The organism is Sinorhizobium sp. B11 (genome assembly GCA_039725955.1).
Lineage (GTDB): Bacteria > Pseudomonadota > Alphaproteobacteria > Rhizobiales > Rhizobiaceae > Rhizobium.
Genome location: CP091034.1, coordinates 2,116,664 through 2,140,498, shown reverse-complemented (window position 1 = coordinate 2,140,498; position 23,835 = coordinate 2,116,664). Strand labels below are relative to the sequence as shown.

The window sequence follows — 23,835 nt, the reverse complement described above, 5'->3', positions numbered from 1 at the left end:
TGAATTTCACCAGCTGCCGGGGGGCACATGACGCAAACGCATAACAAGAGCTGGCTGCGGGCCCATGGGCATACCGGCAGCAGGGTCACATTCCTGGAACTTTTCTTCGATCTCGTTTTCGTCTTTTCCGTCTCCCAGCTCTCGCATGCGCTCTTTGCGCATTATACGCTGCTCGGTGCTGCCGAAGCCGCACTCATGATGTTTGCCGTCTGGTGGGTGTGGATCTTCACGGCATGGGCCACGAACTGGCTGGACCCGGAGCGCATGCCGGTACGATCGATGCTGGTCGTGCTGATGCTGCTCGGCCTCGTGCTCTCGGCTTCCATTCCCGAGGCCTTCGGCGAGAAGGGCCTGCTCTTCGCCTCGGCCTATGTGTTGATGCAGGTCGGCCGCTCGCTCTTCACCACCTATGCGATGCGGGCTGCAGGCCGCTCGGCCGTCATCAATTTCGTGCGCATCACCATCTACTTTGCGGCAGCCGGTGTCTTCTGGATTGCAGGCGGTCTGCTGGAGCATGAAGCGCGGCTGATCTGCTGGGTGATCGCGTTGCTGATCGAATATACAGGACCGGCACTTGCCTTTGCCGTACCCGGTCTCGGCCGGTCGAAGACGGAGGAATGGGACGTTTCCGGCGCGCATATGGCGGAGCGTTGTGCGCTCTTCATCATCATCTGCCTCGGCGAGGCAATCCTCGTTTCCGGCCGCACCTTCTCGGAGATGGAATTTTCCGCCATCACCGGCGTCGTCTTCCTGATCGGCTTCATCGGCACGGTCGCCATGTGGTGGCTCTATTTCCGCTTCGGCCATGAACGGGCGGCGCACCGTATCGAACATGCCGATACGCCCGGCAGTCTCGCGCGGCAGGCCTTCACCTATGCGCATATCCCTGTTCTTGCCGGCATCATCGTGCATGCGGTGGCGGTGGAATGGATGTTCGAGCACCCATATGACACGGGCAGCCTCGCCATCGCTGCTTCCGTGCTCGGCGGCTCCGGCCTGTTCCTGGTCGGCAATCTCTGGTTCAAGGGCGCCACCAGCGGCCGCTTGCCGCTATCCCATCTCGCCGGCATCGTCATCCTGATCCTCTGCACATTCTTCGCGCCCTTCATGGAAGTCTATGTGTTGGGCATCCTGGCGGCACTGGTGCTGATTGTCGTGGCGGCCTGGGAGTACAAGTCGCTGACGAAAGCGCCGGCCGGGCCGGCGCTGCACTGAGGCGGCTGGACAGTATTCCGATCCTGTGAGAAAACCGGCGCATGGAACAGCTTTGCGCCAACCGCCTGCTGATTGTTCGCACCATCTTGTGAATGGTGGGTTTGCGCGCATAAAGCTTCCAGAATGCGACCCGCCGGCGAGGCGGGTTTTCTTTTGTCCGTCGCCCGGCCCTACAGGAGACGGATATGGCATTTCACGAACTAAAGACCGTTATCGATGCAGCCGACCGCGCTATCATGGCCGAGGATTTCGATGCGCTGATGGATCTTTACGACGAGCAGGCAACACTCGTCATCCGGCCGGGGCTGGAGGTCTCGGGCAAGGAGAAGATCGGCAAGGCCTTCGTGGCGATCGCCGATTATTTCAACCATTCACTCAAGATCACGCAGGACAGGATGCAGGTCGTCGAGGGTGGCGATACCGCGCTCGTTCTTGCTGAGGCGGTGCTGGAGACGACGGGAGCCGATGGCGTGGTGAGTACGATCACCCGCCGCGCGACCTATGTGTTCCGTAGGCTTGATGGCAAATGGCTTTGTGTGATCGATAATTCCTATGGGACCGATCTGCTTGACGAGGGCCGGACCACGGAGACATGAAGCAACGAGAACAAAAGCTGGCTCGTCTCTGCGGAAGTCATTTGGGATGAAAGTTATGGAAAACGAACCATCTCCGCGCGTGCTCGATCAGCGAGTCCGCAACAGGATCATCGAGGTAATCGGTATTCTGGCGGATGGCGTCGATGGTTTGCGCCTCTTCGGTGTCAGCGGCTACTTCAATTTCTTTTTCGATTGGGTTGCCGACGAAGGCGATATCGCTCCGAATTCAGCGATGTCTATCGAAGAGCGCGAGCAGTTAATGGTGCTGCGCCGGTTGGTCGTCGCGGCGTGCGACGATACTCCGGCTACCATTACAGAGCACGCTCTCATCGAAACGGGTTGGCTCGACCGCATCGTCCCCGAAGCGCAGCGGGCATTGGAGGTTTTCCTAAAGCGCGGCCGGTTCGATGAAGAAAAAGAAGAACTGGAGCCTTCCGCCTAGAAAGGCCTATTCCTCGTCCCGCAGATCCTGCAGCAGCACGCCGATGATGCGCTCCATCGAATCGGCCGTTGCCATGCATTGCTCGATCGGTTCTGCCGAGAGCGTGCGCTCGATCAGAGCGGTCTGAATGGCCATGGCCTCTTCGGTCAACTTGCGTCCCTCGGGCGTCAGGTGCAGGCGCAGCACGCGCTTGTCGCGCTCGTCGTCGCGGCGCAGGATCAGGCCGCGTTTTTCCATCTGCGGCAGAAGCATGCTCATATTGGAGCGGCCGACCAGGAGCTTGCGGGCAAGTTCCTGCTGCGAAATGCCTTCGAAGCGGTAGAGATTGACGAGAATATCGAGGTGCGGCGGCTTGATATCGAGATCGGAGAGTGAGCGGGTGAGGGACTGCTGCATGAGCTGGCAGGCGCGAGCCACCGCGATCCAGCTGCGAAAACGCGGATGATCCCAGGGCAGGGATTGATTTTTGTTCATCGTTGTACTTTATTGTTCAGTGTTGAACATTATTGGAATCCCATCATGGCAAAATTTGCGCTGGAGGTCACGCGCCTCGGATTTTCGCTCATGCAAGCCGTTTCCCCACGCCTTGCCGGTGAGGCGGCCTTCCGGCTGTTCTGCCGAACGCCATCCGCCAAGCCGAAAGGCGAGAAAGCCAGGGCAGCGTATGCGGCAGGTGTCGCCAGGCTGGCCGGCGCGGAGCAGTTCACGTTGCCCGTCGAAGGCCGGCGCGCGCATGCGTACCGACTGAATGGCGGGGCGCTCGGGCGGCGCAAGCGCTACCTCGTTACCCATGGATGGGGCTCCGGCATGGCCTATATGGCCGATCTGGTGACGATGCTTGCCGGGACGGGCGCCGAAGTGATCGCGCTCGATTTCCCCGGTCATGGCCGCGCCGGCGGGCGCTTCCTGCATATGGGGCTGGCGGTCAAGGCGATTGCGGCGGCGGAAGCGCGTTTCGGACGGTTCGATGCGGTCATCGGCCATTCCTTCGGCGGGGCCGCGCTGATGGTCTCGGCCTCCGCTATTCTGCCGGACATAAAGCCCGTCTCGTGCGAACGCATGGTGCTGATCGGCTCGCCGAGCGAAATGCAATGGCTGTTTACCGATTTCGGAAGGATCCTGCGGCTGAAATCGCCCGCACAGGCCGCGCTCGAGGATGCCGTGCAGCGTATCACCGGCCGGAGACTAGAGGATTTCGACGCGGGAAAAACGGCAGCAGGCATCGGCAAGCCGGTGCTCGTCATTCATGCCGAGGACGACAAGGAAGTCAGTGCCGCCCACGCGCGGCGTTATGCGGCTTCGGGCAGTCACGTGCGGCTTTCCTGGGCGAATGGCTTCGGCCACCGGCGCATCATGTCGGCAGGGCCGGTTCTCGGCGAAGTCGTGGCTTTCCTTGCCGACGAAGACATCAAAAAAGATGCTGAGATCATTCCGATATCAGAGCTTCCGGCGCGGCGCGCATCGGTGTAGCGTCCGGCCGGCCGCAAGTCAGGCGGCCGATACCATGGCGGGACACAGATGAAGATCATCAGCACGATCGAAGAGCTCAATGCGATCTATGGAGGCGGACTGTCGCAGGCTTCGGTCGACAAGGTGACGAAAGCGCTGACGCCGCTCTACCGGGGCATGATCGAGATCTCGCCCTTCGTGGCGCTGGCAAACTATCGGGCCTGAGGGGCTGGATTGTTCGCCGCGCGGCGATATCGGCGGTTGTGGTGCGTATCGTCGACGATACCACGTTGCATCTGCCGGACTGGCGCGGCAACAAACCGCGTCGATTCGCTTTCCAACATCGTGCGCGACCCGCGCCTCTCGCTGATGTTCCTCATTCCCGGCTCGAACACGGTGATGCGCATCAACGGGCGCGGGGTAGTGTCCAATGACGAGGCGCTGCTCGAAAGCTTCGAGATGGACGGCAAGCATCCTCGTACGGTCATCGTCATCAGCATCGTCGAGGTCTATTTCCAGTGCGCCCGGGCGGTAATGCGCGCCGAGCTCTGGAATGCCGAACATTTCGTCGACCCCGCCAATCTGCCGACGCCCGGTCAGATGCTGAAGGATGCTGTTGGGGATTTCGACCACGAAACCTACGATCGCGAATGGCCGGCACGGGCTGCGAAGACGATGTGGTGAGGTTAGGGGTTGCTGCGCAAGGCTCGTTTTAGAGGCGACAAGGAACCCGGCCCAAACCCTCCCCACAGGGGAGGGCTTAATTTGCGGCTCCCGCTCTCTAGACTTTCGAGGTTTGAGAGGAAGTAAGGCGGTGCCCCGGAGTTAGCCCCTTCCACCTGTGGGGAGGGGTTGGGCAGGGGCCTTGCCGTGGTGTCGTGAGGCTGCTTCCCTCCTCGGAAACAGCACAGCATCCGACGCCGTCTTTACTCCATCAATCACAAGCGGCGCCCCGTATACTTCAGGCAATGCAATTCCCAATCTTCCATGCAATGCCACGGCGGAGCGCGGCAGAAACGGCAGGAGGCAACGCGCCACCACCGCCAACCCATAGACCTGCTCGGCAATGCAGGCACCGAGGCGGTCGCCGGTCGTTTTCCTCTCCGCCGTCGTCAGATCCCCCGAAAGTGCCTTTGCATCTACCCACGGTGCACCCTTGGCGAAGCGCCGGTTCGCCTCACCGACGAAGGCGAAGATATCCGCAAGGCCGACATGCAGCTCATAGGCGTCGAAGGCCTCAGCCACTTTCGCTGGAAGCCGTGCCGCCTCCTGCGTGAAATCACTCTCCTGCAACGGCGGAACGACCCCTTCGAAAGCCGAAGAGACCAGTGCCAGGACCCGGTTGGCGAGATTGCCGAGCTGGCCGCCGAGCTCTCCTGTCCAGGCGGCTTCCAGACGCTCGGCCGAGAAGTCACCATCATCGCCCGAGCGAATATGCCGGAGCAGGTAATGGCGCAGCGCATCCGGCGTGCCATAGGCATCGACTATGCTATTGGGGTCGATGCCATTGCCGGCGGATTTGCCGATCTTTCTGCCGTCGACCGTCACATAGCCATGCACCAGGATCGACGACGGTGGCGGCAGACCGGCCGAGAGCAGGATAGCCGGCCAGTAGATGGCATGGAATTTCGAGATGCCCTTGCCGACAACGTGGATGCGCTCACCGCTGGCAGTCCAGTAGCGATTGAAGAGCTCCTCATCGGCGCCATGGCCGAGCCCGGTCAGGTAATTCGCCAGCGCATCGAACCAGACGTAGACGACCTCATCGCTCAGAGGCACGGGAACACCCCAACCGCGTGCCCGTTCGGCGCTACGCGAGACGCTGATATCCTCAAGGCCGCGGCGCAGCAGCGCCAGCACTTCGTTGCGCCGGTGGGCCGGCACGATCTTCAGTCCGTCGCTCTCGATGAGGTGCAGCAGCCGGTCGCCATAACGTGAGAGGCGGAAGAACCAGTTCTCCTCCCGCACCAGTTCGAGCGGAATACGGTGCTCGGGGCAGCGCCCATCGATGAGTTCGGATGGTTCATAAAACTGCTCGCAGCCGACGCAGTAGAGACCTTCATAGGCCTTGCGGTAGAGGTCGCCATTGTCAGCACAGGCATTCCACAGGGCATGCACGCAGGCGACATGCCGCGGGTCGCGCGAAGTGCGGACGAACTCGTCGTTGGAGATATCGAGCCGTATCCCCAGCTGCTCGAAGCGGTCGGCATTGGCATTGACGAAATCCGCCACAGGCAGGCCGGCAGCTTCCGCCGAGCGGACGTTCTTCAGGCTGTTGTCATCGGTACCGCACTGGAACCGGACATCGCGGCCGAGCAGTCGGAAGTGGCGCGCATAGGCATCGGCCTGCACGAGTTCGAGCGCAAAGCCCACATGCGGGGCAGCGTTCACATAGGGGATCGAAGTGGTGATATAGATCTTGTTCATCTGTTGATCCTTTCGAGGGCTAGTTGCCCCGCGAGACGGATCGACACATGAAAAGACCGCCTCGAGGGCGGTCGCTGGTGCATTATGGACGCACGAAACCCGCCACGCTATGAGCGCGGCATCATCATCACCGACGTGCTGATCACGGTTCTGTCCATGCGGAATTGGTAACACCTGGAGCCGCATCCGACAAGCGGGCTGCTTTCGACGCATTGTCAGCTATTCTGCGGTACCTTGATGCGTGGAGGAAGCGATGGCGACGGAAAGCGTGAGGATGGGTGGCTGTATGTGCGGCGCGGTGCGCTACGAAGTCGAGGGCGAGCCATATCAGTCCGGGCTCTGCCACTGCACCAAATGCCGGAAGCTGACGGGCTCGATCTTTTCGGCCACAGCGAACTGGCGGCACTCGAAGTTCAAGATGGACGGTGAGATCAGCACCTACGACAAACGATCGTTCTGCCCGATCTGCGGCTCTCGGCTGTTCTTCATGCTCGACGACGCTGTGGAAGTCTTCATCGGCACCCTGGATCAGGCACCGAACGACATCCACCCGATGGTCGAAGTCTGGACTATCAGGCGCGAACCCTGGCTGCCCGCTGTACCCGATGTCCGGCTCTATGACGAAAACGAGCATGCGCCGTCAGATCAGCAGTTACGCTAGTCGTTAGTAGAAGGTTGATTTGAAGGGGACGATGGCCGAGCCCATGCCAGCGGCGTCTCCTGCTATGTCCGACACAATGAGTTTGGGGTGCGGGCGAGGCACGCCGTAGCGCGGGCGTCCGAAAAGTTCGGTGCGTTCGCTCAGCATCTGCGCCAATCCCGGCGGCACCTGGCCGCCGAAGACGATCGCCTGCGGGTCGTAGATCGCCCAGATGGCATTGACGAGACGGTTATAGGCGGGGGTGATCTCCCCGACCCATTCCGCGACGCCTGGCCATTTCGGATCGAAATTCCGGCGCAGATAGGGTATCGACGGCACATCGACATTGTGGCGCTTCAGCTTCTCCAGGAGCAGCTGCAGAGCGGGGCGGCGGGTGGTCTCTTCATCGTCAAACATGCCCGAGAATTCGCCGGCATTGCCGTTACCGCCGGCCAGGAGTTCGCCGTCGTTGATCAGGCCGCCGCCGAAGCCGTAGTTGAAGCTGAGATAGGCGAAATGCTTGATGAAACGCCCGACGCCGAACATCGCCTCGGCGACTGCGCCGGCGCTGCCGCCATTCAGGAGCCAGACGGGCTTCTTGAAGAGATCGCTCAGAAGCGGCCCAAGCTCGATCAACGACCATTCATGCAGCGGCATCGAGGCATTATATTTTGTCCCTGATATCAGAGCGCCGGCAATGCCGAAGCCGATGCCGAAGAAGGTCTCGTCATCGAGGCCGTTCAACTGCTGCAGTTCGGCGATGCGGTTGCGCACGCGATCCAGCGCCTGGTTCATGCTGAGCTCCCTCAGCGAGATATCGCTTTCGCCGAGCACATTGCCCGACAGGTCTACCAGGCAGATATCGACCACGTCGGAATTGACGGAAATGCCGACCGAATAGGCGTGGCGGCCGTTGAGGCTGAGCATGGGACTCGGCTGACCGCGGCCGAGCCCGGGCTTGGGAGACCCCAGCGAAACGATACCGCGCTCGACGAGCTGGTCGATGATGCGATGGACCGACTGCTGCGTCAGGTCGGTGTGGCCGGTGATCTCGGATCGCGACAGGCCGGGATTGCGCCAGATGAGTTTCAGCAGGCTGCGCTCATTCGCGGAGACGACGATTTCTTCTCCCGGACGGCGGAAGCGGGCAGCAATCAATGGTTCAGGAGAATAAGGCATCACGCACCCCGAATATACTACAAAAGTGTAAATGCAACATAGATGGCAACCGCAGGTGCCTAGATATCTGGCCCTGCGCAACCGATCAAGCCAAATCTCGTCATCCAGTTGTTACACATAAAGTGTACTAAGCCGCCGTTCACGATCCGGACATAGGTCCGGCGGGTCTCACATTTCAGGCGAGGGTATTATGAAGATCTCCATTCTGGTGGCTGCTGCCGCCCTGATGACGGCTGCGTGTAGTTCCGCGCAGGCTGCAAATTTCGAATTCTGGTACGGCAATACAGGAAGCGTCGAAAAGGCGATCCTGGCGCAATGCGACGCCTTCAATGCGTCGCAGTCGAAAGACCATGTGAGCTGCGTCGGGCAGGGCAGCTATGAAGTCTCCATGCAGAAGGCGATTGCCGCCTACCGCTCCAACAAGCATCCGGTGCTTATCCAGTTCTTCGATGCCGGCACGCTCGACCTGCTTCTGTCGGACGCCGTCGTTCCGGTTCAGGATGTACTGCCCGATGTCAACTGGAACAATTACATCAAGGGCGCGCGCTCCTATTACGAAACGTCAGGCGGCAAGCTCTATTCGCAGCCCTATAATGCTTCGACGCTGCTCTTCTACGTCAACAAGACGGAGCTCGAGAAGGCCGGCGTCACAGAGATGCCGAAGACCTGGGAAGAGATTATCGAGGCTGCACGCAAGCTGAAGGCATCAGGCCATGAATGCCCCTATGTCACCAATGGCGAGCCCTGGTCGATGTTCGAGCAGTTCTCCGCCCGTCACGGCCTGCCGATCGCCTCCAAGCATAATGGCTATGATGGTCTCGATGCCGAATATGTCTTCAACACAACCTTCTTTGCAAAGCACCTGCAGAACCTGATCGACTGGCGCAAGGAAGGCCTGGTCAAGATCGCCAGCGACACCAAGGCCGGCAACTACACCGCCGCCTTCAATTCCGGCGAATGCGCCATGATGGAAAATTCCTCCGGTTCCTACACGGACTCTTCAAAGGCCTTTGCCGGCAAGTATGAGCTCTCCGTCGGCCTGACGCCAATGTACAAGGGCTACGAGCGCCACAACACTTTCGTCGGCGGCGCGTCCATCTACATCATGAAGGGTCACGACCAGGCCGAGATCGATGGCGCCAAGGTCTTCCTCGACTTCCTGCGCAAGCCGGAACAGCAGATGTTCATGACGGCTTCGACCGGTTACGTGCCTGTCACCAATGATGTGCTCGACGCCATCGCCAAAAGCCCGGATGCCGGTACGACCAAATATGCGACGGCCGGTGTCGGCATCGAATCCATGAACGAGCCGGGCACGCCCGATACACGCGGCATTCGCCTCGGCTTCTACGTGCAGTTCCGCTCGATCCTCATAGAAGAAACGCAGAAGGCATTTGCGGGCACACAGACCGCGCAGGTCTCGCTCGACAATGCCAAGAAGCGTGGCGACGAGCTGCTGCGCCGCTTCGAGCAGACCTACAAGACGGCAAAGCTGCCCTGATCCCTGGCCGGTGCGGCGCTCCCCGTCGCCGCACCGGGCTTCCTCGAAATGGACATGCGTGATGACGTCGGAATCCTCGCTTTTCAGCCATCGCTGGCTGCCGGCTTTGCTAGCCGCACCCTTGCTGCTGTTGATCCTCATCTTCTTCTATGCGCCGATCGTGCAGGCCTTCTATTGGTCGTTCTTTCTGGAAAGGCCATTCGGCGGCGGGTCGGAATTCGTCGGCTGGGATAATTTCCGCCGCGTGCTTGCCGACCCGGAATTCTGGAATGCCGGCTGGCGCACAATTATCTTCATGGTCTTTGCCTCGTCGCTCGCAGTCGCTCTGCCGCTGATCCTGGCGGTTGCCGCCGACCGAAAGATCCGTCTGTCGCTGTCAGCGCGCAACGTGCTTGTCTGGCCGAAGGGGGTGGCGGGAGCTTCGATCGGCGTCGTCTTCGCCTTCATCTTCAACCCGTTCGTCGGTATTCTGGCGCCAATCAACCATTTCTTTCCGGGCGCGTGGGCGCCCGGCCTCGATGGCACTGACGCATTCATCACGCTCATCGTAGCCCATGTCTGGGGCGGCATTCCCTTCAATTTCGTCATCCTGCTTGCCGGCCTGCAATCCATCCCGCGGACCATGTTTCAGGCGGCGGCCATGGATGGGGCAGGGCCGTGGCGGCGCATTTTCGACGTGCAGCTGCCGCTGATCATGCCTCAGCTCTTCCTGACGCTGGTGCTGGAGTTCACCGAAAGCGTCACCTCGGCCTTCGCGCTGATCGACACGATCACCAAGGGCGGTCCGGGCGGCGCCACCAACCTGCTGGTCTACAAGATCTATACCGATGGCTTCAGCGGCTACGATCTCTCCGGCGCCTCCACGCAGACGGCCATCCTGATGGTCTTCGTCGTCATCCTGACCGCCGCGCAGTTCCTGCTTCTCGGCCGTAGCGTCAATTATGAACGGTAGGAGAGAGCCATGATCGAAAATGCCCGCTCGCTCAATTTCGTCGCCAGCGCCATCCTGCTTATCGGCATCGTCTTCATTCTCGGGCCTCTCTATCTGACGCTTGCCAATGCATCACAGTCCTATGAGTTTCTGCTTCGCAACGGGCTTGCCTGGTATCCGGGTGATCAGTTCGTCGCCAACGTCACGCGTGTCTTCAACGAGACCCGCATTCCAATCCAGATGCTGAACAGCATGCTGGTTGCGCTTTACGATGCTTTCTTTACCTGCGCGCTGTCCTTCCTTGCGGCCTATGCGCTGGTCTATTTCCGCATCCGCTGGGCAGGTATTGCCTTCGCGGTGATCCTGGCGACGATCATGCTACCGATCGATATTCGCGTGATCACCACCTATCAGGTGGCGGCCAATATCTTCTCGCCACTGAATGGATTGCTCGATCTGACCGGGGCGAACGCCTTGATCGAAAGCCTGTTCGGCGCGCCACTCCACCTCGAACTCAGCGTGCTCGACACGCATTTCGGACTCGTGGCGCCGCTTGTCGCGCATGGAACCGGCACCTTCCTGTTCCGGCAGTTCTTCCGCACGCTGCCGTCCGATCTCTTCAAGGCAGCGCGCATGGATGGGGCAGGGCCGATCCGCTTCCTCTTCCACATTCTGCTGCCGATTTCACGGAGCAGCTTTGCGGCACTTTTCGTGCTGACTTTCCTCAGCGGCTGGACGCAATATCTCTGGCCGCTCGTTGCCGCCTCGAAACCCGAGATGACCACCGCCGTCGTCGGTCTTGCACGGCTCGCGCCCGATATGGAGGGCGAGATTCCCGACTTTCCGATGATCATGGCGGGTGTCGTGGTCGTCTCGATCATTCCCCTTGCGATGATTGCGCTCCTGCAGCGCTACCTCGTGCAAGGCCTTGTTCTTTCGGAGAAATGACGTGAACGCCATCGATACCGCTATCCGCAGCGCGGCCACCAACATCACGCTCGCAGGCGTCACCAAGGCATATGACGCGAAATCGACCGTCATCCCGCCACTCGATGTCGAGTTACGCGCCGGCGAATTCACCGTCGTTCTCGGCCCGTCCGGCTGCGGAAAATCCACGCTGCTGCAGATGATCGCAGGCCTCGAGGCCGTCAGCGGCGGCAAGATCCTGTTCGGCAACCGCGAGGTGCAGGGCCTGGAGCCGAAGCAGCGCGGCTGCGCCATGGTCTTCCAGAACTACGCGCTCTATCCTCATATGACCGTTTTCGACAACATGGCCTACAGCCTGCGTGTCGCCGGCCTGCCGAAAACTGAACGCAGGGAACGTGTTGGCGCCGTTGCCGAGATGCTGGGACTGGCCGCCTATCTCGATCGCAAACCGGGACAGCTTTCAGGTGGCCAGCGCCAGCGTGTGGCGATCGGCCGGGCGATCGTACGCGAGCCCGGCGTGCTTCTCTTCGACGAGCCGCTGTCCAATCTTGATGCGCAGCTGCGCCACGACATGCGCGTCGAGCTTGCCGACCTGCATCGACGCATCGGAGCAACGACCGTTTTCGTTACCCACGACCAGGTGGAGGCGATGACACTTGCCGACCGGATCCTCATCCTCAACAAGGGCAATGTCGAACAGTTCGATACGCCGAAGGCGATCTATCATCGCCCGGCCTCGGTCTTCGTCGCCAAGTTCATCGGCGCGCCGCCGATGAATATCCTGCCGGTGACATCAGACGGGTCGGTGCTGCGGCTGGCAGACGGGCAGGTGGTCGCCGAGTACCACAGGCCGGGCAATTTCCAGCTCGGCATCCGCCCGGAAGATATCGCCATTAGCGCCGACGGTAGGATCAAGGGACGCCTCAGGCATTTCGAGGATCTCGGCTCGCATTCGGTGCTGGCCGTCGATCTCGCGGGCACTTCCATCCGTATCGCCACGCCCTTCGGCGCGCAGATCGATGCCGCCACGGAACTTTCCTTTTCCTTACCACGATCCCGCCTGCACCTGTTTGACGGCGAAACGGGGCGCGCCATTGCGGATGCATTCGCCGGCCATTGAAAGACCTCTCCATGAACTACACTGACTATGTGCGCAGCCCGAACAGGGACTGCGCAGTCGTGGCGCATCGCGGCATCTGGCGCGACGCTCCCGAAAACAGCCTGCCCGCCATCGAAGCGGCGATCCGCGCCGGTGCCGATATCGTCGAAATCGACGTGCGCCGGAGCGCGGACGGCGGCCTCTTCCTGCTGCATGACGAGACGCTGCTGCGCATGGCAGGCATCGACGAGGCGCCGGAGGCGCTGAGCTCGGCGCGGCTCGCAGGTTTCACGCTCAGAAACCGCGACGGTGGCGAGAATAGCGCCATGACCGGCGAGAGGCTGCCGAGCCTGCAGCAGCTCTTCGACCTGACGCGCGATCGCATCTTCCTGCATCTCGATGTCAAGGATCGTGCCATCGTCCCCGACGTCATCGCCTGCGCGCGCGATCTCGATGTCGAATCCCAGGTGGATTTCTGGGGCAATCTTCGAACGCCCGAAGATCTTGCCTGGGTGCGCGAGACTGTTAGCCCGTACGGCGTGCTGTTCATGGCCAAGTCACGGATCGGCGCTACGCATACCGAGGCGGAGCTCGATCTGTTGTTCCGGCTTGCGCCTGCCGTTTGTGAAGTCTGCTTCGACCGCGTCGAGGATATCGCCGCGCTCCACGCTCGCCAGACGGGCATGGCGCTCTGGGCCAATACGCTCGATTCCGTGGCCTTTGCCGGCTTTACCGATACGGCTGCCATGCAGGATCCCGATGCCATCTGGGGCCGGCTCCTCGAGGCCGGCATCTCCCTGATCCAGACCGACGAACCGGTCGCCCTCAAATCATACCTCGCCAGCCGCCGCGGCTGACACATAAGGAAAGACCATGAGCTACAAAGACTTCATCGCCGACGCGAACCGTTCCTGCGCTATCGTCGCTCATCGCGGCGCCTGGCACGGTGCGCCGGAAAACAGCCTGGCAGCGATCGAGAAGGCCATTGCCGTCGGCGCCGATATTGTCGAGATCGACGTGCGCAAGAGCGCCGATGGTGAGCTTTTCCTGATGCATGACGACACGCTCCTGCGCATGGCCGGCATCGATCGCGATGCCGAGACTTTCACCATGGCCGAACTCCAGGCGATTGCGCTGCGCGAAGACAATGGCGGCGAGGGCCGCGCTCTCACCGATCAGCGCATTCCGACGCTGAAGCAGGTGTTCGAGACCATTCGCGGACGCATCTTCGCTGATCTCGACCTGAAGGATCGCAGGTTGTTCTCGGAGGTGGCAGCCTGTGCCCGTGACATGGGCGTCGCGTCATCCGTCGATCTGAAGACGACCGTCATGACGCGACAGGATCTCGACTGGGTGCGCGCCCAGAAAATCGAAGGCGTGCCCTTCATGGCGATGGCCTATTTCACCGCCGGCGATGTCAGCGAAAGGCTTTCGCTGCTCTCCGAAATCAAGCCTTTCATGTGCGAACTGCGTTTCGATCGTCTCGACACGATCGCCGGCAACCGCCAGCTCTTCGAAGACGCCGGTATGGCAATCTGGTTCAATACGCTGGATATGGCGGCGAGCGGCGAATGGACCGATCCCCGGGCGCTGACCGAACCCGACGCCATCTGGGGCCGCCTGATGGACGCCGGAATCAGCACGATCCAGACGGACGAACCGGCTGCGCTTCGGGCCTATATCGAGGTGCGGAGAGCGGCGCAAAATCCGGTGACAACCCGCGCTGCGGGCTGAGCCTCTGCCGATCTGCCGGCCACCCGCCAGCCAGCGCGGTGGCCTTCATCTTCCGCATTCGGGCGGTCCCAAGCAGCAGGTCTGGAGTCCGCCCTGAAATTCAAATCTGCTGGCCACGTATCCTTTCGGCGTGATCGTCCGTCTTGGTTATTGTTGGCGGTCGTCCTCGACGTCGCCCCTTAACGAATTGGAGCGTGACAATGGATAGCAAGCAGAGTTTGGCAAACAAGATATACTACGAAACGAACGCAGAGGCTTGGCGCAACGGTCGGGAATTGCCACCGGAAGTTTCCGAGTGGTCGGTTCTGACGGCGGAACCGGGCGGCGTCGACTACATCGAGACAAACCTCGGCGGCAAGACCGCGCTGTGGGTGCAACCCAAACTGGCGGCCAGGGATCGCGTCATGCTTTACGTACACGGCGGCGGTTATGTTGGCGGGTCGATCTGGACCCATCGCAAGATGGTCGGACACATCGCCAAGGCGGTAGGCTGCCACGCTTTGATCGTGAGTTACGACTACTCGTTTCAGAGCAAGTTCCCACGGCAGATAGAGCAGGTCGTGGCCGCGTTGGAGTGGCTGGCCGAGCAGGGCATAGGGCCGGAGCACACTATAGGTGCAGGCGATTCCGCTGGCGCGGGCCTGATCGTTGCAGCCGCGATGAAACTCCGCGATACGGGACGGCCGCTGCCGGCCGCGCTCTTCAGCATCTCTGGCTGGCACGATCTGTCGGCGAGCGGCCTGTCTTACGAGGCTAACCGCGAAAAGGACGCTTTCTTCCAGAAGGCGACCGTGGATATGTTGGCATCACAGGTGCTCGGAGGGGCCGATGCTCGAAATCCACTCGCCAGTCCAATCTTTGCCGATCTCAAGGGCTTGCCGCCGATCTGTCTGGAAGCTGGCGAAGACGAAACCCTGCTTGACGACAGCCGAGTGCTCGCAGACCGTGCGAAGGCGGCGGGCGTCGAGGTGCGCCTAGAGGTATTTCCGGAGATGCTGCACTCGTTCCAGATGATGGCTGGCCGCGCTCCCGAAGCCGATGACGCGATAGAGCGGTTTGCACAGTGGGTTCGCCCCAAGCTCGGCCTGACCGGAGCCGCGGCAGCACGCCTTGAAAGTCGCGAAGTCGCATGACTCGTATCTATTTCCTCAAAAACGTTAGGATGTGACAGGTGAAGGACATGCGGGAGCGACCGATCGGTCTATTCGACGTGCGATATCGAGCCTTCCTCGAGACGGTGTCAGACATTCGTGCCCAACTGCATCGCTACTGCGCCCGCATGACCGGCTCACGGCTCGACGGTGAGGATCTCATGCAGGAAACGCTATTCGAGGCTTACATGAAGATCGAGACCCTTGATGAGGCCCACAGGCTGAAGTCCTGGCTGTTTCGCATCGCTCACAATCGCTGCATAGACTTTCTGAGGCGACGCGATGCGCGCGAGCGTGCGGAGAGCACCTATTCAGATGACATCGGAGTCGTCGCTGCGGAGCCGGCTGCGAGTGATGCACGTCGCGCCATCGAACGGCTGGTCGGCAGCCTGCCGCCCAAAGAGCGCGCCTGCGTCCTCCTGAAGGATGTGTTCGACTATTCGCTGGAGGAGACCGCAGAACTCGTGGATTCGACGGTTGGCGGCGTCAAAGCCGCGCTCTCCCGTGGACGGGCGAAGCTCGCCGGCTTGCCCGCTGAACCGACCGGCGAACCGAGCCGCCCGCTTGATCCCGACACGGCGCTGCTCCTGCAGCGCTATGTTGACCTCTTCAACCGCCATGATTGGGATGGTGTGCGGGGTCTCACCAGCGCCGATGCCCGATTGCGGGTCGCCGACTGCTTCGACGGTCTGCTCAGAAACTCTCCCTATTTCGTCGAATACGAGAAAAACACGGAACCGTGGACCATGGAGTTTGGGGCGATCGACGGGGAGCCTGTCCTGCTCGTGCTCTTCCAGCAAGGAGATCTGTGGCGGGTCGCATGGCCGGTTCGCGTCCATGTCGTCGGCGGCATTATCGACCGCATTGAAGATTATTATGCCTGCCCGTGGGTCATTGGAAACGCCTCGGAAACCGATCTGGAGCTCATGGCCGGGTCCGTCGTCTCGCAAGGAGGATGACGGAGGCGCAGAGCAAGTCTCGGCGGTTGCGAGTCCTTGCGGAGGCCACGGTTTCGGCTGATCCAGGCGAACCGGGCCGGGCGCCCGCCATGGGCGCCGACCTGCATCTGGCACCAGGCTATTTCACCGGCACGACGAGCGGCGAGCCCTTCGTGACGATATAGGTTGCGAGTTCGGAGGCCTTGCCGTCGCCGACATTCCTGGCGGAATGGGCAACGCCCGAGGGGATGAACAGCGACTGGCCGGCTTTCAGCGTCACCGGCTTCTGTCCGTCCAGCTCATATTCCAGCGTGCCTTCGACCACATAGGCGATTTCCTCGCCCGGATGGTGATGCTTCACGGCGAAGGCGCCGGGGGCGAAGTCGACGCGAACCTGCACCGCCTCGTGACCGGGCACGTCGATGTCGTTCTGAACGAGATCGGTACGCTGGATGGGCTGCTCGGCGTTGGCCTTGGTCAGCTGCATTGCACCCGCAATGAGGAGTGCGCCTGCTGCCATGATCATGATGGTCCTCATCTGTCTGTCCTTCCGTCAGATGGCTAAGGCCCGCAACCGGGCGACGGGTTCATATGACAGACGGATGAATTGGAAATGTTTCAGCGGATGACGTTTTTTGTATCGCCGTGTATCTGCGAGCTGCTCTCGTCACTGATGTTCTTGAAGTGCTTCGAGGTGCTGATCCAGCGTCGTCCTGCCCCAATGGCGACGGGTGGGCATTTCAAAGCCGGTGTCGATGGTGACCTCTGCCATCTTTGCGTAGCAACGGGCGGCAGCCCAGGAGAAGCCAAGTCCGAGATAATATTCCTCGAACCTTTCGCGAGGGATCGTCTCGGCTGTAACCGGGCGGCCGAGACGCGATGAAAACGCCTTGGCGACATCGGCGAAGGAATAACGCTCCGGACCTTCGACATGGTCTATCCCGATATCCTCGCTCGGGCTCCTGAGGCGTGCAGCGGCGGCTTCCCCCAGATCCCTTGGCGCCACCATCGGTATCTTCATGTCCTCGGGGAAGGGAGTGAGCAGGCGCCCGGTCTCTTTCGCAGGCTGCAGAAGCATGTCGAGATTGGTGAAGTAATATGCACCGCGATTGATCGCCACCGGAATGCCGGTTGCCTTCACGAGGCGTTCGAATTCGTACAGCACCGAGAGATCGCCGATGCCGGCGCCATCAAGCGCTCCATAGGTGGACACCAGGACGAGCTTCTCCAGCCCGGATCCTTCAAGTGCGGCGGCAATAGTGCTGGCGGTCTTCAGTTCCCCGGCGTTGGTGTCGCCCTTGATATCGGCCGGCGGGTTCAAGAGAAAAGCGCGACGCCCTTTTTGCAGGATCGATCGAAGCTGCCCAGTATCGGTGACATCGGCGACGACAGGTTCGATACCGTCGCGTGCGATGGCGGCGGCCTTGTCTGCACTGTGAGCGACAGCGATGACTTTCTCGCCCGACGCCCGCAATGCGTCGATAACGACAGAGCCTATATGTCCGGACGCGCCAAGGATGACATACATGGGTGAAACTCGCAGACAATCATCAGGATAACTGCGCACACCGCTTCGAGGTTCCGTCGCTGATGTCGCCGGAGCTGTGAAGTTTGACTTTCGGGTAGGGACGCCGCCTACGCACGCCAGAAGGGTCGGTGGCTCTGCTCGAAGGCGGCTTCACGGGTCATGCCGAAATCCCTGAGCGTTTCGTCAGGCAAAGTATCCAGCTCGCGTGCGAAGAGGCGACGTTCGGTCCAGCGTTCGCGCCACATGCGGAGCGTGTCGGTCACATGCATGATGGAATTTCCTTTCTCTGTTGGCAAAACTCACCTATGATTGACGAAGGTGGAGGCGAAGATTTCCACTCGCTTTGCTCTTGTGTCATGGTTTTATGCCCATATCTGAATTCGAAAAAGCGCGTTATCTTCACGTCATCCGTTAGAAAAACTCACACAAGAGAAGACCATGGCCCGCTCCGGGCCTTCGAGGCCACTGCACGTCTCGGTTCGGTGACACGGGCAGCCGATGAGCTGGGGCGCACGCACGGTGCCGTCTCGAAGCAGCTGCAGCTTTTGCAGGAGCAGCTTGGGCTTCCCGTGTTCGAGAAGTCGGGCACCGGCCTTCGGCTGAATGAGGATGGGGCGGCCTTCTTCACCACGGTGTCGCGGGCCTTCGATCTTCTGGAGGAGCGCTATCAGGAGCTGAAGTCGAGCCGGAACGAAGCGAGCGTGCATCTTTCCTGCAGCGCTACTTTCGCCATGGTCTGGCTGGTGCCGCGTCTGGCGGAATTCTACAGCCTCTATCCGAATTGCCGCGTGCAGCTGACCATGTCATCGAGCGCCCGTGACGCCGGCCCGAACCGGGCGAGGGACGGGGTGGATATCATGCTGAGCTGGGATCGGCTGTCACGGCCGCAGTTCAGGCGTGAGCATATCCCGCTCGCCTCCGTTTCCTTTGGCCTCGTGTCGGCACCGGATTATCCATTCAGCGCGAATGGCGATGATTTCAGCTTCCCAGCCCGCATTTCGCCCGACAGTTTGAGCGAACAATGGACCAACTGGCAGGCGGCGACCGGGCACAGGATCTCGGCGCAGTCGGAGCTCTACTTCCCGCATATGTATCTTTGTGTCAGCGCCGCCGTCAGCGGGCTTGGCGTGGCCTTGGTGGAGCGGCGTTTTGCGCTGAACGAGCTGAAAAGCGGCAAGCTGGTGGAACGGTCGGAATTCCTGACTTACGAGAACGGTTTCGTGGCCGTCATTCAGCCTGGCCGCGCGCTCTCGCCGGCAGCGGGCCATTTCCTCGACTGGCTGCGCAGCGCCTTCGTGCGGGAATAGGCCGGGTAAACTCGCTTTCGCTCAGCGACGAAACAGGTCCCGCGCAAGCCAGAGGCAGAGGGCGGCTGCGAGCAGCCAGACGATCACGACCGCAACAAGCCCCAAACGGCTGACCGGGCGCTGCGTGCGCTCGGTGGCCATGTCCCTGAATTCCGACATCAGCGGCGCGGGAATAAGGCGGATCGCGATGAGGATGCCGAGCGGCACGATGATGAGATCATCGAGATAGCCGAGCACCGGCACGAAATCGGGTATGAGGTCAACAGGGGAAAGGGCGTAGGCAGCAACCGCGCCGGCGACGATCTTGGCCATCAGGGGCGTGCGATCGTCGCGCGCGGCAATCCAGAGCGCGACGACATCGCGCTTCACGCTCCGCGCCCATCGTTTTGCCGCCGTCAACCATTCACCCATCATTGCGCCGCCTGTCGGTTCGAGGATTGGGATGATCGCACATGCAGTTTAACATTTGATCGATTGGACGAAGGGCAAATTGAAGCCCGGATGTTTTCCGTTTGTTCTTTTTCGCCGTTCAGCTACATTGCATGCGTGCGTGGCGTTTATTTTCGCGAAGAGAGAGTTGAATGAAGACGGTTTTGTTTGGGATTTTCTTGCTGACGGCCGGGAGCGCGTCTGCATCGTGCGAGCTGGTTTCGGCTCCGTGTTCCACCGACAGTTCAGGCAATACCTATATCAGGGAGCAGAATCTCGGCGGCGGCTATAACACCTATCGAAACGGCGATCTCTATTCGCAGACGCATCAGCAGCTCAACGGCACCTATCGAGAGACCTATTCGAGCGGCGGCTACCGGACTTATTACAGCGACCCCAACCGCAGCAGCCCATATCAGGATGATTCGAAGGGTACGGTTGGCCGCTGAGGCGAAAGCGATCTGCCGTACACTTGAGGCGTTGTCGGCAACAACGGCGCTATCGCTGGTGCTCGGTACTCTCGCCGGAATTGCTCTAGTGATGCTTGAAGTACTGCACCTCGCGTTCATGCTTCTCAGCCGCTTCCCGGGTCTTGAAGGTGCCAAGGTTCTTGCGTTTGTTCGTCTTGGCGTCGGGTTTGCGGGAATAGAGACGATATTCGCCTGATTTCAGTTTGCGGATCATCGGAACCTCCTCTGCTGAGGGATAAATCCCCTCAGCCTCGTCCGGTTCCGTTTTGCCGGAACAACTCTCCCTGAAGTCACCGTTCGGCGACAACAGGCCTCAGTGCGTCGACAAGTTCGGTGGAGCCTTTTCGGATATCGCGCGCATTCGGCTCGACCTCGATGAGGCCGCCCCTGCTGTGAACCTCGTAGAGCTCGGTCAGAAGATCTGCAGCGCTGGCGCTCATCACCCGGCCCAGGCTTTCCCGCCATTGCGAGCGGGGCAGGGCTTCAGCGGTAATCGTGCGCCCCAGCAGCTGGCTCAGCGCTGCAGCCACGTCGCTGGCGCTATAGCGGCGCGGGCCTTCCGCATGAACGATCTGTTCGCGCGTCTCGATGTCGGGCCGAAGCAGGAGATCGGCGGCGATGCGGCCGACATCCTGTGCCGAGACGTTGGGGATCTGCTTTTCGACCGGGTCATGAAAGCTCGGCAGGATGCCGGTTGCGATCGCTATCGGCGCGACGCGGCCCCAGCCTTCCATATGCTCGGCCGACCGCAGAAAGATCCGGCGCATATCGAGCTGGCGAAGGCGCTGTTCGAACTGGTAGAACATGCTCGGCATGGCGAAGCCTTCGCCGAGATGGGCGCCGTAATCGGAAATGGCAAGCACGAGGGCAGGGCGCGCCTCTTCCAATGCCCCGGCAATGCTTTCGATCGAGCGGCGCATATCGCCTTTTATGTCCTCGGCCCGAGGGTCGGCCGGCAGAATGACCTGAACGCTGTCGGCATCCGATATCGCTGCGGCAAGCGCCCTGGCGTCCTGCAGATCGGCAAATGCGACTTCGCAGCCGATGGCGCGCAGGCGGTCAGCCTTTGCCGGATCGCGCAGGATGGCGCGCACCGGCACCCCTGCCTCGCGCAGCGTCCTGGCGGTCGAATAGCCGATCTTTCCGGCGGCTCCGAGGATTGCAATCATGTCTTTCTCCTTGCTGGTGACGCGCAAGGACTAGGGGGCAGCACCGAAGGCGTCGCACAAATTCAGGCCGGTCTTTGCAATTTCGGGCGGAATTCGCCCACTTCGCGCAAGATCTCTCCGGGTGTCTGGCCGATGAGCCGGCGCATGGTCGTCGCCATATGGCTTTGATGGGCAAAGCCTGCGGCAAGGGCAATCTCGCTTGCGGCCATATCCGTCGTCGTCATCAGGGCACGGGCATATTCGACGCGGCGGCGGATGACATATTGGTGCACGGAAAGGCCGGTGCTGTTGCGAAACAGGCTCTTCAGCCTTGTGACGCTGACGCCGGCAACGACAGCCAGATCCGCCAGATGCAGCTTCCGGTCCAGATGGGTCTCGATGAATTCCGTCAACATCCGCAATTGCCGGGCCGAGAGTTTTTGTTCACGACCAATTCCTGGCCGGGGAGCGCCATCGCTCGACGTCTCGATCAGCCGGATGGCAAGCGCGTTGGCGAGAAGATCGATATAGAGCGGGTCGGACGGGATATCGGCCTCCAGATCCGCCTTGATCGCCCGGCAGATCGCCTCGATGCCGGCATCGCGCAGCTGGAATCTTGGCTGCAGCTCGATCTCGCTGAAATCCCGCCCGAGATCTTCCGCGACCTGCTGCAGCCGCGAGGGATCGAGACTTACGCGCAGAATCCGGCAATCGGCATCATCCTCCCAGGACCCGTCGAGGCCGGCCGGGACGACGTCGATATCGCCCGGCTTCTGGACGCGGCGCATGCGCCTGCCGCCGCAGTGGCAATCGGCATTGACGGGCGGACCGAAGTGGATGCCGAGACGATGCATGTCACCACCCGGAACGCGGGAGATTCCGCGCGGGATATGCAGGAATTCGGCCGCGAGCCCATTCCACGCCCGTCCGGCGCTGGTCAGCAGGATCTGCGGCGAGGTCTGCAAGGATGAAGCTGTCATGATCTGTCTTTGCTTTTGGCAGGGAGCTTTCGGCTGGGGGCTTTCGGCTTGAGGCGGAGATGCTATGTCGCAATCGCCGCCTTGCCAACCGGGGTCGCCTGAACGCTCAAATGATCGCCTCGATGAGAAATGGCCCACGGCGCCTGAGCGCGCTTTCGAAGAGATCGGCAAATTGTTCGCAGCTATGGGCGCCTGCGGCATCGACGCCCATGCCCTTGGCGATCGACACCCAGTCCCAGGCCGGGTGATCGAGGTTCATCATCCGCCGGGCGTTCTCGCCGATGCCGTTGACGCCGACATTGCGCATCTCGGCATGCAGCACGGCATAGGCGCGGTTGGCGAAGATGATCGTGATCACGTCGAGATTTTCACGCGCCTGCGTCCACAGGCCCTGGACCGTATACATGCCGCTGCCATCCGCCTGCAGGTTGATGACCTTGCGGTCGGGACAGGCAACCGCTGCACCCGTTGCCAGCGGAATGCCGCAGCCAATCGAGCCGCCCGTGTTCATCAGGTAGTCATGGGGCGCCGCGCCGGACGAAAGTTCGAAGAAACGGCGGGCGGAGGTGACACCTTCGTCGCAGACGATGGCATTGTCGGGAAGTCGCGCCGCCACCATCACGGCGATCGCATCTTCGGTCAGATGTCCGAACGGAACGATATCGTCGGAAAGCACCGGCGATCGCGATTGAGGCAGCGACTGCCTCACGTCGAGTTCATCCCGCAGCGCCTCCAGCGCGCCTTTCAGATCCTCGCCATGCCTGGCAAGGGTCAAAACCTTGCAGCCTTTGCGCACCAGCCGTCCGGGCTTTCCCGGATAGGCAAAGAAGGCGACAGGCTCCGGCGCGCCCGCGAGCACCAGCACATCGATATCGGCCAGCAGATCCAGCGCAGCGTCGATCGGGTAGGGGATGCGGGTGAGGGCGACACGGCCGCGGCCGCGCTCGACCCTTGGCAGTTGCATCTCACAGAAGAGACGCACATCCCTGGCGGCCGCAATTGCACCCGCGATCTCCAGGGAGTCTGCGCGGGCTGCCGCACCGCTAAGAAGAATGCCGACCTCGCCGGGCGCATCTCTGATGGCGTCGGCAACCCCGCGCACGCTGTCCATGTTTACGGCATGAGGCTCCGGCCGGGGCAGCCTGATCGGCTGATCCACTTCGACATTGCCCCAGGCGGCATCTGCCGGCAGGATGAGCGTTGCCACACCGGGCGGTGACAAGGAGGCGCGATAGGCAGCCTCCGTCGCGCCGACAATATCTTCCGGGCTGCGGATGCGGTGCACCCAGTTGGACATCGTACCTGCCAGGCCCTCGATGTCGGATGTCAGCGGCGCATCGAGGGGCAGATGATAGGACGCATGGTCGCCGACAATGTTGATGACAGGTATCCGCGCGCGCCGCGCATTGTGGAGATTGGCAAGGCCATTGGCGAGGCCCGGCCCGGTATGCAGCAAGGTCGCGGCCGGGCGATCGGTCATGCGCGCGTAGCCGTCGGCTGCGCCCGTCACCACGCCCTCTGAAAGACCGAGGATGCAACGCATCTCGGGCTTGCGGTCGAGCGCCGCCACGAAATGCATTTCCGATGTACCGGGATTGGCAAAACATACGCTGACATCGTTTGCCAGAAGCGTATCACACAGGCTGTCTGCACCGTTCATGACAGTTACCTCCCGCTTTCAACAGCCTTGCACGGGAAGAGCATGAGCACAACCTCCAATAATGTCTCAGGTAAGCGCGTTTTC

26 protein-coding genes and 1 pseudogene are annotated in these 23,835 nt (G+C 61.1%); 16 read left to right on the top strand and 11 right to left on the bottom strand.

What is annotated here, in order from left to right:
* The first annotated feature begins 27 nt into the window (after positions 1-27).
* From LVY75_20420 to LVY75_20410, 3 genes are all read left to right on the top strand, one after another.
* The gene (locus LVY75_20420; protein XAZ25500.1) at positions 28-1,215 is read left to right on the top strand and encodes a low temperature requirement protein A; all 1,188 of its coding nucleotides are present in this window, start codon (positions 28-30) and stop codon (positions 1,213-1,215) included.
* 185 nt (positions 1,216-1,400) lie between these two features.
* Positions 1,401-1,811, top strand: coding sequence for an SgcJ/EcaC family oxidoreductase (locus tag LVY75_20415; GenBank protein ID XAZ25499.1), 411 nt, complete (start codon positions 1,401-1,403; stop codon positions 1,809-1,811).
* Positions 1,812-1,866: 55 nt separating this feature from the next.
* Positions 1,867-2,253 (top strand): hypothetical protein, encoded by a 387-nt coding sequence (locus LVY75_20410; GenBank protein ID XAZ25498.1) that lies wholly within the window; start codon positions 1,867-1,869, stop codon positions 2,251-2,253.
* Between the two features lie 6 nt (positions 2,254-2,259).
* On the opposite strand, the gene LVY75_20405 is transcribed toward LVY75_20410, so the two are convergent.
* Positions 2,260-2,727 carry a MarR family transcriptional regulator gene (locus LVY75_20405; GenBank protein XAZ25497.1) on the bottom strand — a complete coding sequence of 156 codons (468 nt, stop codon included), beginning with the start codon at positions 2,725-2,727 and terminating at the stop codon, positions 2,260-2,262.
* A gap of 45 nt (positions 2,728-2,772) precedes the next feature.
* On the opposite strand from LVY75_20405, the gene LVY75_20400 reads away from it, so the two are divergent.
* Both LVY75_20400 and LVY75_20395 read left to right on the top strand, forming a co-directional pair.
* A complete protein-coding gene (locus LVY75_20400; GenBank protein ID XAZ25496.1) occupies positions 2,773-3,723 on the top strand; it encodes a lysophospholipase in 951 nt (316 codons plus the stop codon).
* Positions 3,724-3,771: 48 nt separating this feature from the next.
* A pseudogene (locus LVY75_20395) lies at positions 3,772-4,386 on the top strand (pyridoxamine 5'-phosphate oxidase family protein).
* Between the two features lie 141 nt (positions 4,387-4,527).
* Here LVY75_20395 and LVY75_20390 read toward each other — a convergent pair.
* Positions 4,528-6,129 (bottom strand): methionine--tRNA ligase, encoded by a 1,602-nt coding sequence (locus LVY75_20390; protein ID XAZ25495.1) that lies wholly within the window; start codon positions 6,127-6,129, stop codon positions 4,528-4,530.
* Positions 6,130-6,382: 253 nt separating this feature from the next.
* Here LVY75_20390 and LVY75_20385 point away from each other — a divergent pair, with 253 nt between their 5' ends.
* Positions 6,383-6,790, top strand: coding sequence for a GFA family protein (locus LVY75_20385; protein XAZ25494.1), 408 nt, complete (start codon positions 6,383-6,385; stop codon positions 6,788-6,790).
* Positions 6,791-6,793: 3 nt separating this feature from the next.
* Here LVY75_20385 and LVY75_20380 read toward each other — a convergent pair whose 3' ends face one another.
* Positions 6,794-7,948, bottom strand: coding sequence for an ROK family transcriptional regulator (locus LVY75_20380; GenBank protein XAZ25493.1), 1,155 nt, complete (start codon positions 7,946-7,948; stop codon positions 6,794-6,796).
* 190 nt (positions 7,949-8,138) lie between these two features.
* On the opposite strand from LVY75_20380, the gene LVY75_20375 reads away from it, so the two are divergent.
* From LVY75_20375 to LVY75_20340, 8 genes are all read left to right on the top strand, one after another.
* On the top strand, positions 8,139-9,449 hold the full coding sequence (locus LVY75_20375; protein XAZ25492.1) for an extracellular solute-binding protein: 1,311 nt from the start codon (positions 8,139-8,141) through the stop codon (positions 9,447-9,449).
* Between the two features lie 61 nt (positions 9,450-9,510).
* Positions 9,511-10,401, top strand: coding sequence for a sugar ABC transporter permease (locus LVY75_20370; protein ID XAZ25491.1), 891 nt, complete (start codon positions 9,511-9,513; stop codon positions 10,399-10,401).
* Between the two features lie 9 nt (positions 10,402-10,410).
* Complete coding sequence (locus LVY75_20365; GenBank protein XAZ25490.1) at positions 10,411-11,328, top strand: ABC transporter permease subunit; 918 nt, start codon at positions 10,411-10,413, stop codon at positions 11,326-11,328.
* A 43-nt stretch (positions 11,329-11,371) separates the two neighbouring features.
* Positions 11,372-12,427 carry a sn-glycerol-3-phosphate ABC transporter ATP-binding protein UgpC gene (gene ugpC / locus LVY75_20360; GenBank protein XAZ25775.1) on the top strand — a complete coding sequence of 352 codons (1,056 nt, stop codon included), beginning with the start codon at positions 11,372-11,374 and terminating at the stop codon, positions 12,425-12,427.
* 11 nt (positions 12,428-12,438) lie between these two features.
* Positions 12,439-13,263, top strand: coding sequence for a glycerophosphodiester phosphodiesterase family protein (locus LVY75_20355; protein XAZ25489.1), 825 nt, complete (start codon positions 12,439-12,441; stop codon positions 13,261-13,263).
* Positions 13,264-13,279: 16 nt separating this feature from the next.
* Positions 13,280-14,140, top strand: coding sequence for a glycerophosphodiester phosphodiesterase family protein (locus LVY75_20350; protein ID XAZ25488.1), 861 nt, complete (start codon positions 13,280-13,282; stop codon positions 14,138-14,140).
* Between the two features lie 200 nt (positions 14,141-14,340).
* On the top strand, positions 14,341-15,273 hold the full coding sequence (locus LVY75_20345) for an alpha/beta hydrolase (GenBank protein ID XAZ25487.1): 933 nt from the start codon (positions 14,341-14,343) through the stop codon (positions 15,271-15,273).
* 47 nt (positions 15,274-15,320) lie between these two features.
* A complete protein-coding gene (locus LVY75_20340) occupies positions 15,321-16,250 on the top strand; it encodes a sigma-70 family RNA polymerase sigma factor (GenBank protein XAZ25774.1) in 930 nt (309 codons plus the stop codon).
* A 118-nt stretch (positions 16,251-16,368) separates the two neighbouring features.
* Here the strand turns inward: LVY75_20340 and LVY75_20335 are convergent, their stop codons facing one another.
* From LVY75_20335 to LVY75_20325, 3 genes are all read right to left on the bottom strand, one after another.
* Complete coding sequence (locus LVY75_20335; protein ID XAZ25486.1) at positions 16,369-16,767, bottom strand: cupin domain-containing protein; 399 nt, start codon at positions 16,765-16,767, stop codon at positions 16,369-16,371.
* A 129-nt stretch (positions 16,768-16,896) separates the two neighbouring features.
* Positions 16,897-17,757: an NmrA family NAD(P)-binding protein gene (locus tag LVY75_20330; GenBank protein ID XAZ25485.1), complete on the bottom strand. Its 861-nt coding sequence runs from the start codon at positions 17,755-17,757 to the stop codon at positions 16,897-16,899.
* Between the two features lie 107 nt (positions 17,758-17,864).
* A complete protein-coding gene (locus LVY75_20325) occupies positions 17,865-18,026 on the bottom strand; it encodes a DUF1127 domain-containing protein (protein XAZ25484.1) in 162 nt (53 codons plus the stop codon).
* Between the two features lie 213 nt (positions 18,027-18,239).
* Between LVY75_20325 and LVY75_20320 the strand changes: the two genes are divergently transcribed.
* Positions 18,240-19,064 carry a LysR substrate-binding domain-containing protein gene (locus tag LVY75_20320; GenBank protein ID XAZ25483.1) on the top strand — a complete coding sequence of 275 codons (825 nt, stop codon included), beginning with the start codon at positions 18,240-18,242 and terminating at the stop codon, positions 19,062-19,064.
* A gap of 21 nt (positions 19,065-19,085) precedes the next feature.
* On the opposite strand, the gene LVY75_20315 is transcribed toward LVY75_20320, so the two are convergent.
* Positions 19,086-19,475, bottom strand: a complete 390-nt coding sequence (locus LVY75_20315; GenBank protein XAZ25773.1) for a DUF1232 domain-containing protein — start codon at positions 19,473-19,475, stop codon at positions 19,086-19,088.
* A 170-nt stretch (positions 19,476-19,645) separates the two neighbouring features.
* Between LVY75_20315 and LVY75_20310 the strand changes: the two genes are divergently transcribed.
* On the top strand, positions 19,646-19,942 hold the full coding sequence (locus tag LVY75_20310) for a hypothetical protein (GenBank protein ID XAZ25482.1): 297 nt from the start codon (positions 19,646-19,648) through the stop codon (positions 19,940-19,942).
* An 85-nt stretch (positions 19,943-20,027) separates the two neighbouring features.
* Here the strand turns inward: LVY75_20310 and LVY75_20305 are convergent, their stop codons facing one another.
* The 4 genes from LVY75_20305 to LVY75_20290 all read right to left on the bottom strand — a co-directional run bounded on the left by LVY75_20305 (position 20,028) and on the right by LVY75_20290 (position 23,751).
* Positions 20,028-20,177, bottom strand: coding sequence for a hypothetical protein (locus tag LVY75_20305; protein ID XAZ25481.1), 150 nt, complete (start codon positions 20,175-20,177; stop codon positions 20,028-20,030).
* A gap of 76 nt (positions 20,178-20,253) precedes the next feature.
* Positions 20,254-21,132, bottom strand: a complete 879-nt coding sequence (locus LVY75_20300) for an NAD(P)H-binding protein (GenBank protein XAZ25480.1) — start codon at positions 21,130-21,132, stop codon at positions 20,254-20,256.
* A 62-nt stretch (positions 21,133-21,194) separates the two neighbouring features.
* Positions 21,195-22,091 carry an AraC family transcriptional regulator gene (locus tag LVY75_20295; GenBank protein ID XAZ25479.1) on the bottom strand — a complete coding sequence of 299 codons (897 nt, stop codon included), beginning with the start codon at positions 22,089-22,091 and terminating at the stop codon, positions 21,195-21,197.
* A 106-nt stretch (positions 22,092-22,197) separates the two neighbouring features.
* Entirely contained in the window at positions 22,198-23,751 is a 1,554-nt protein-coding gene (locus tag LVY75_20290; GenBank protein ID XAZ25478.1) for an acetolactate synthase large subunit, read from the bottom strand.
* Between the last annotated feature and the right edge of the window lie 84 nt (positions 23,752-23,835).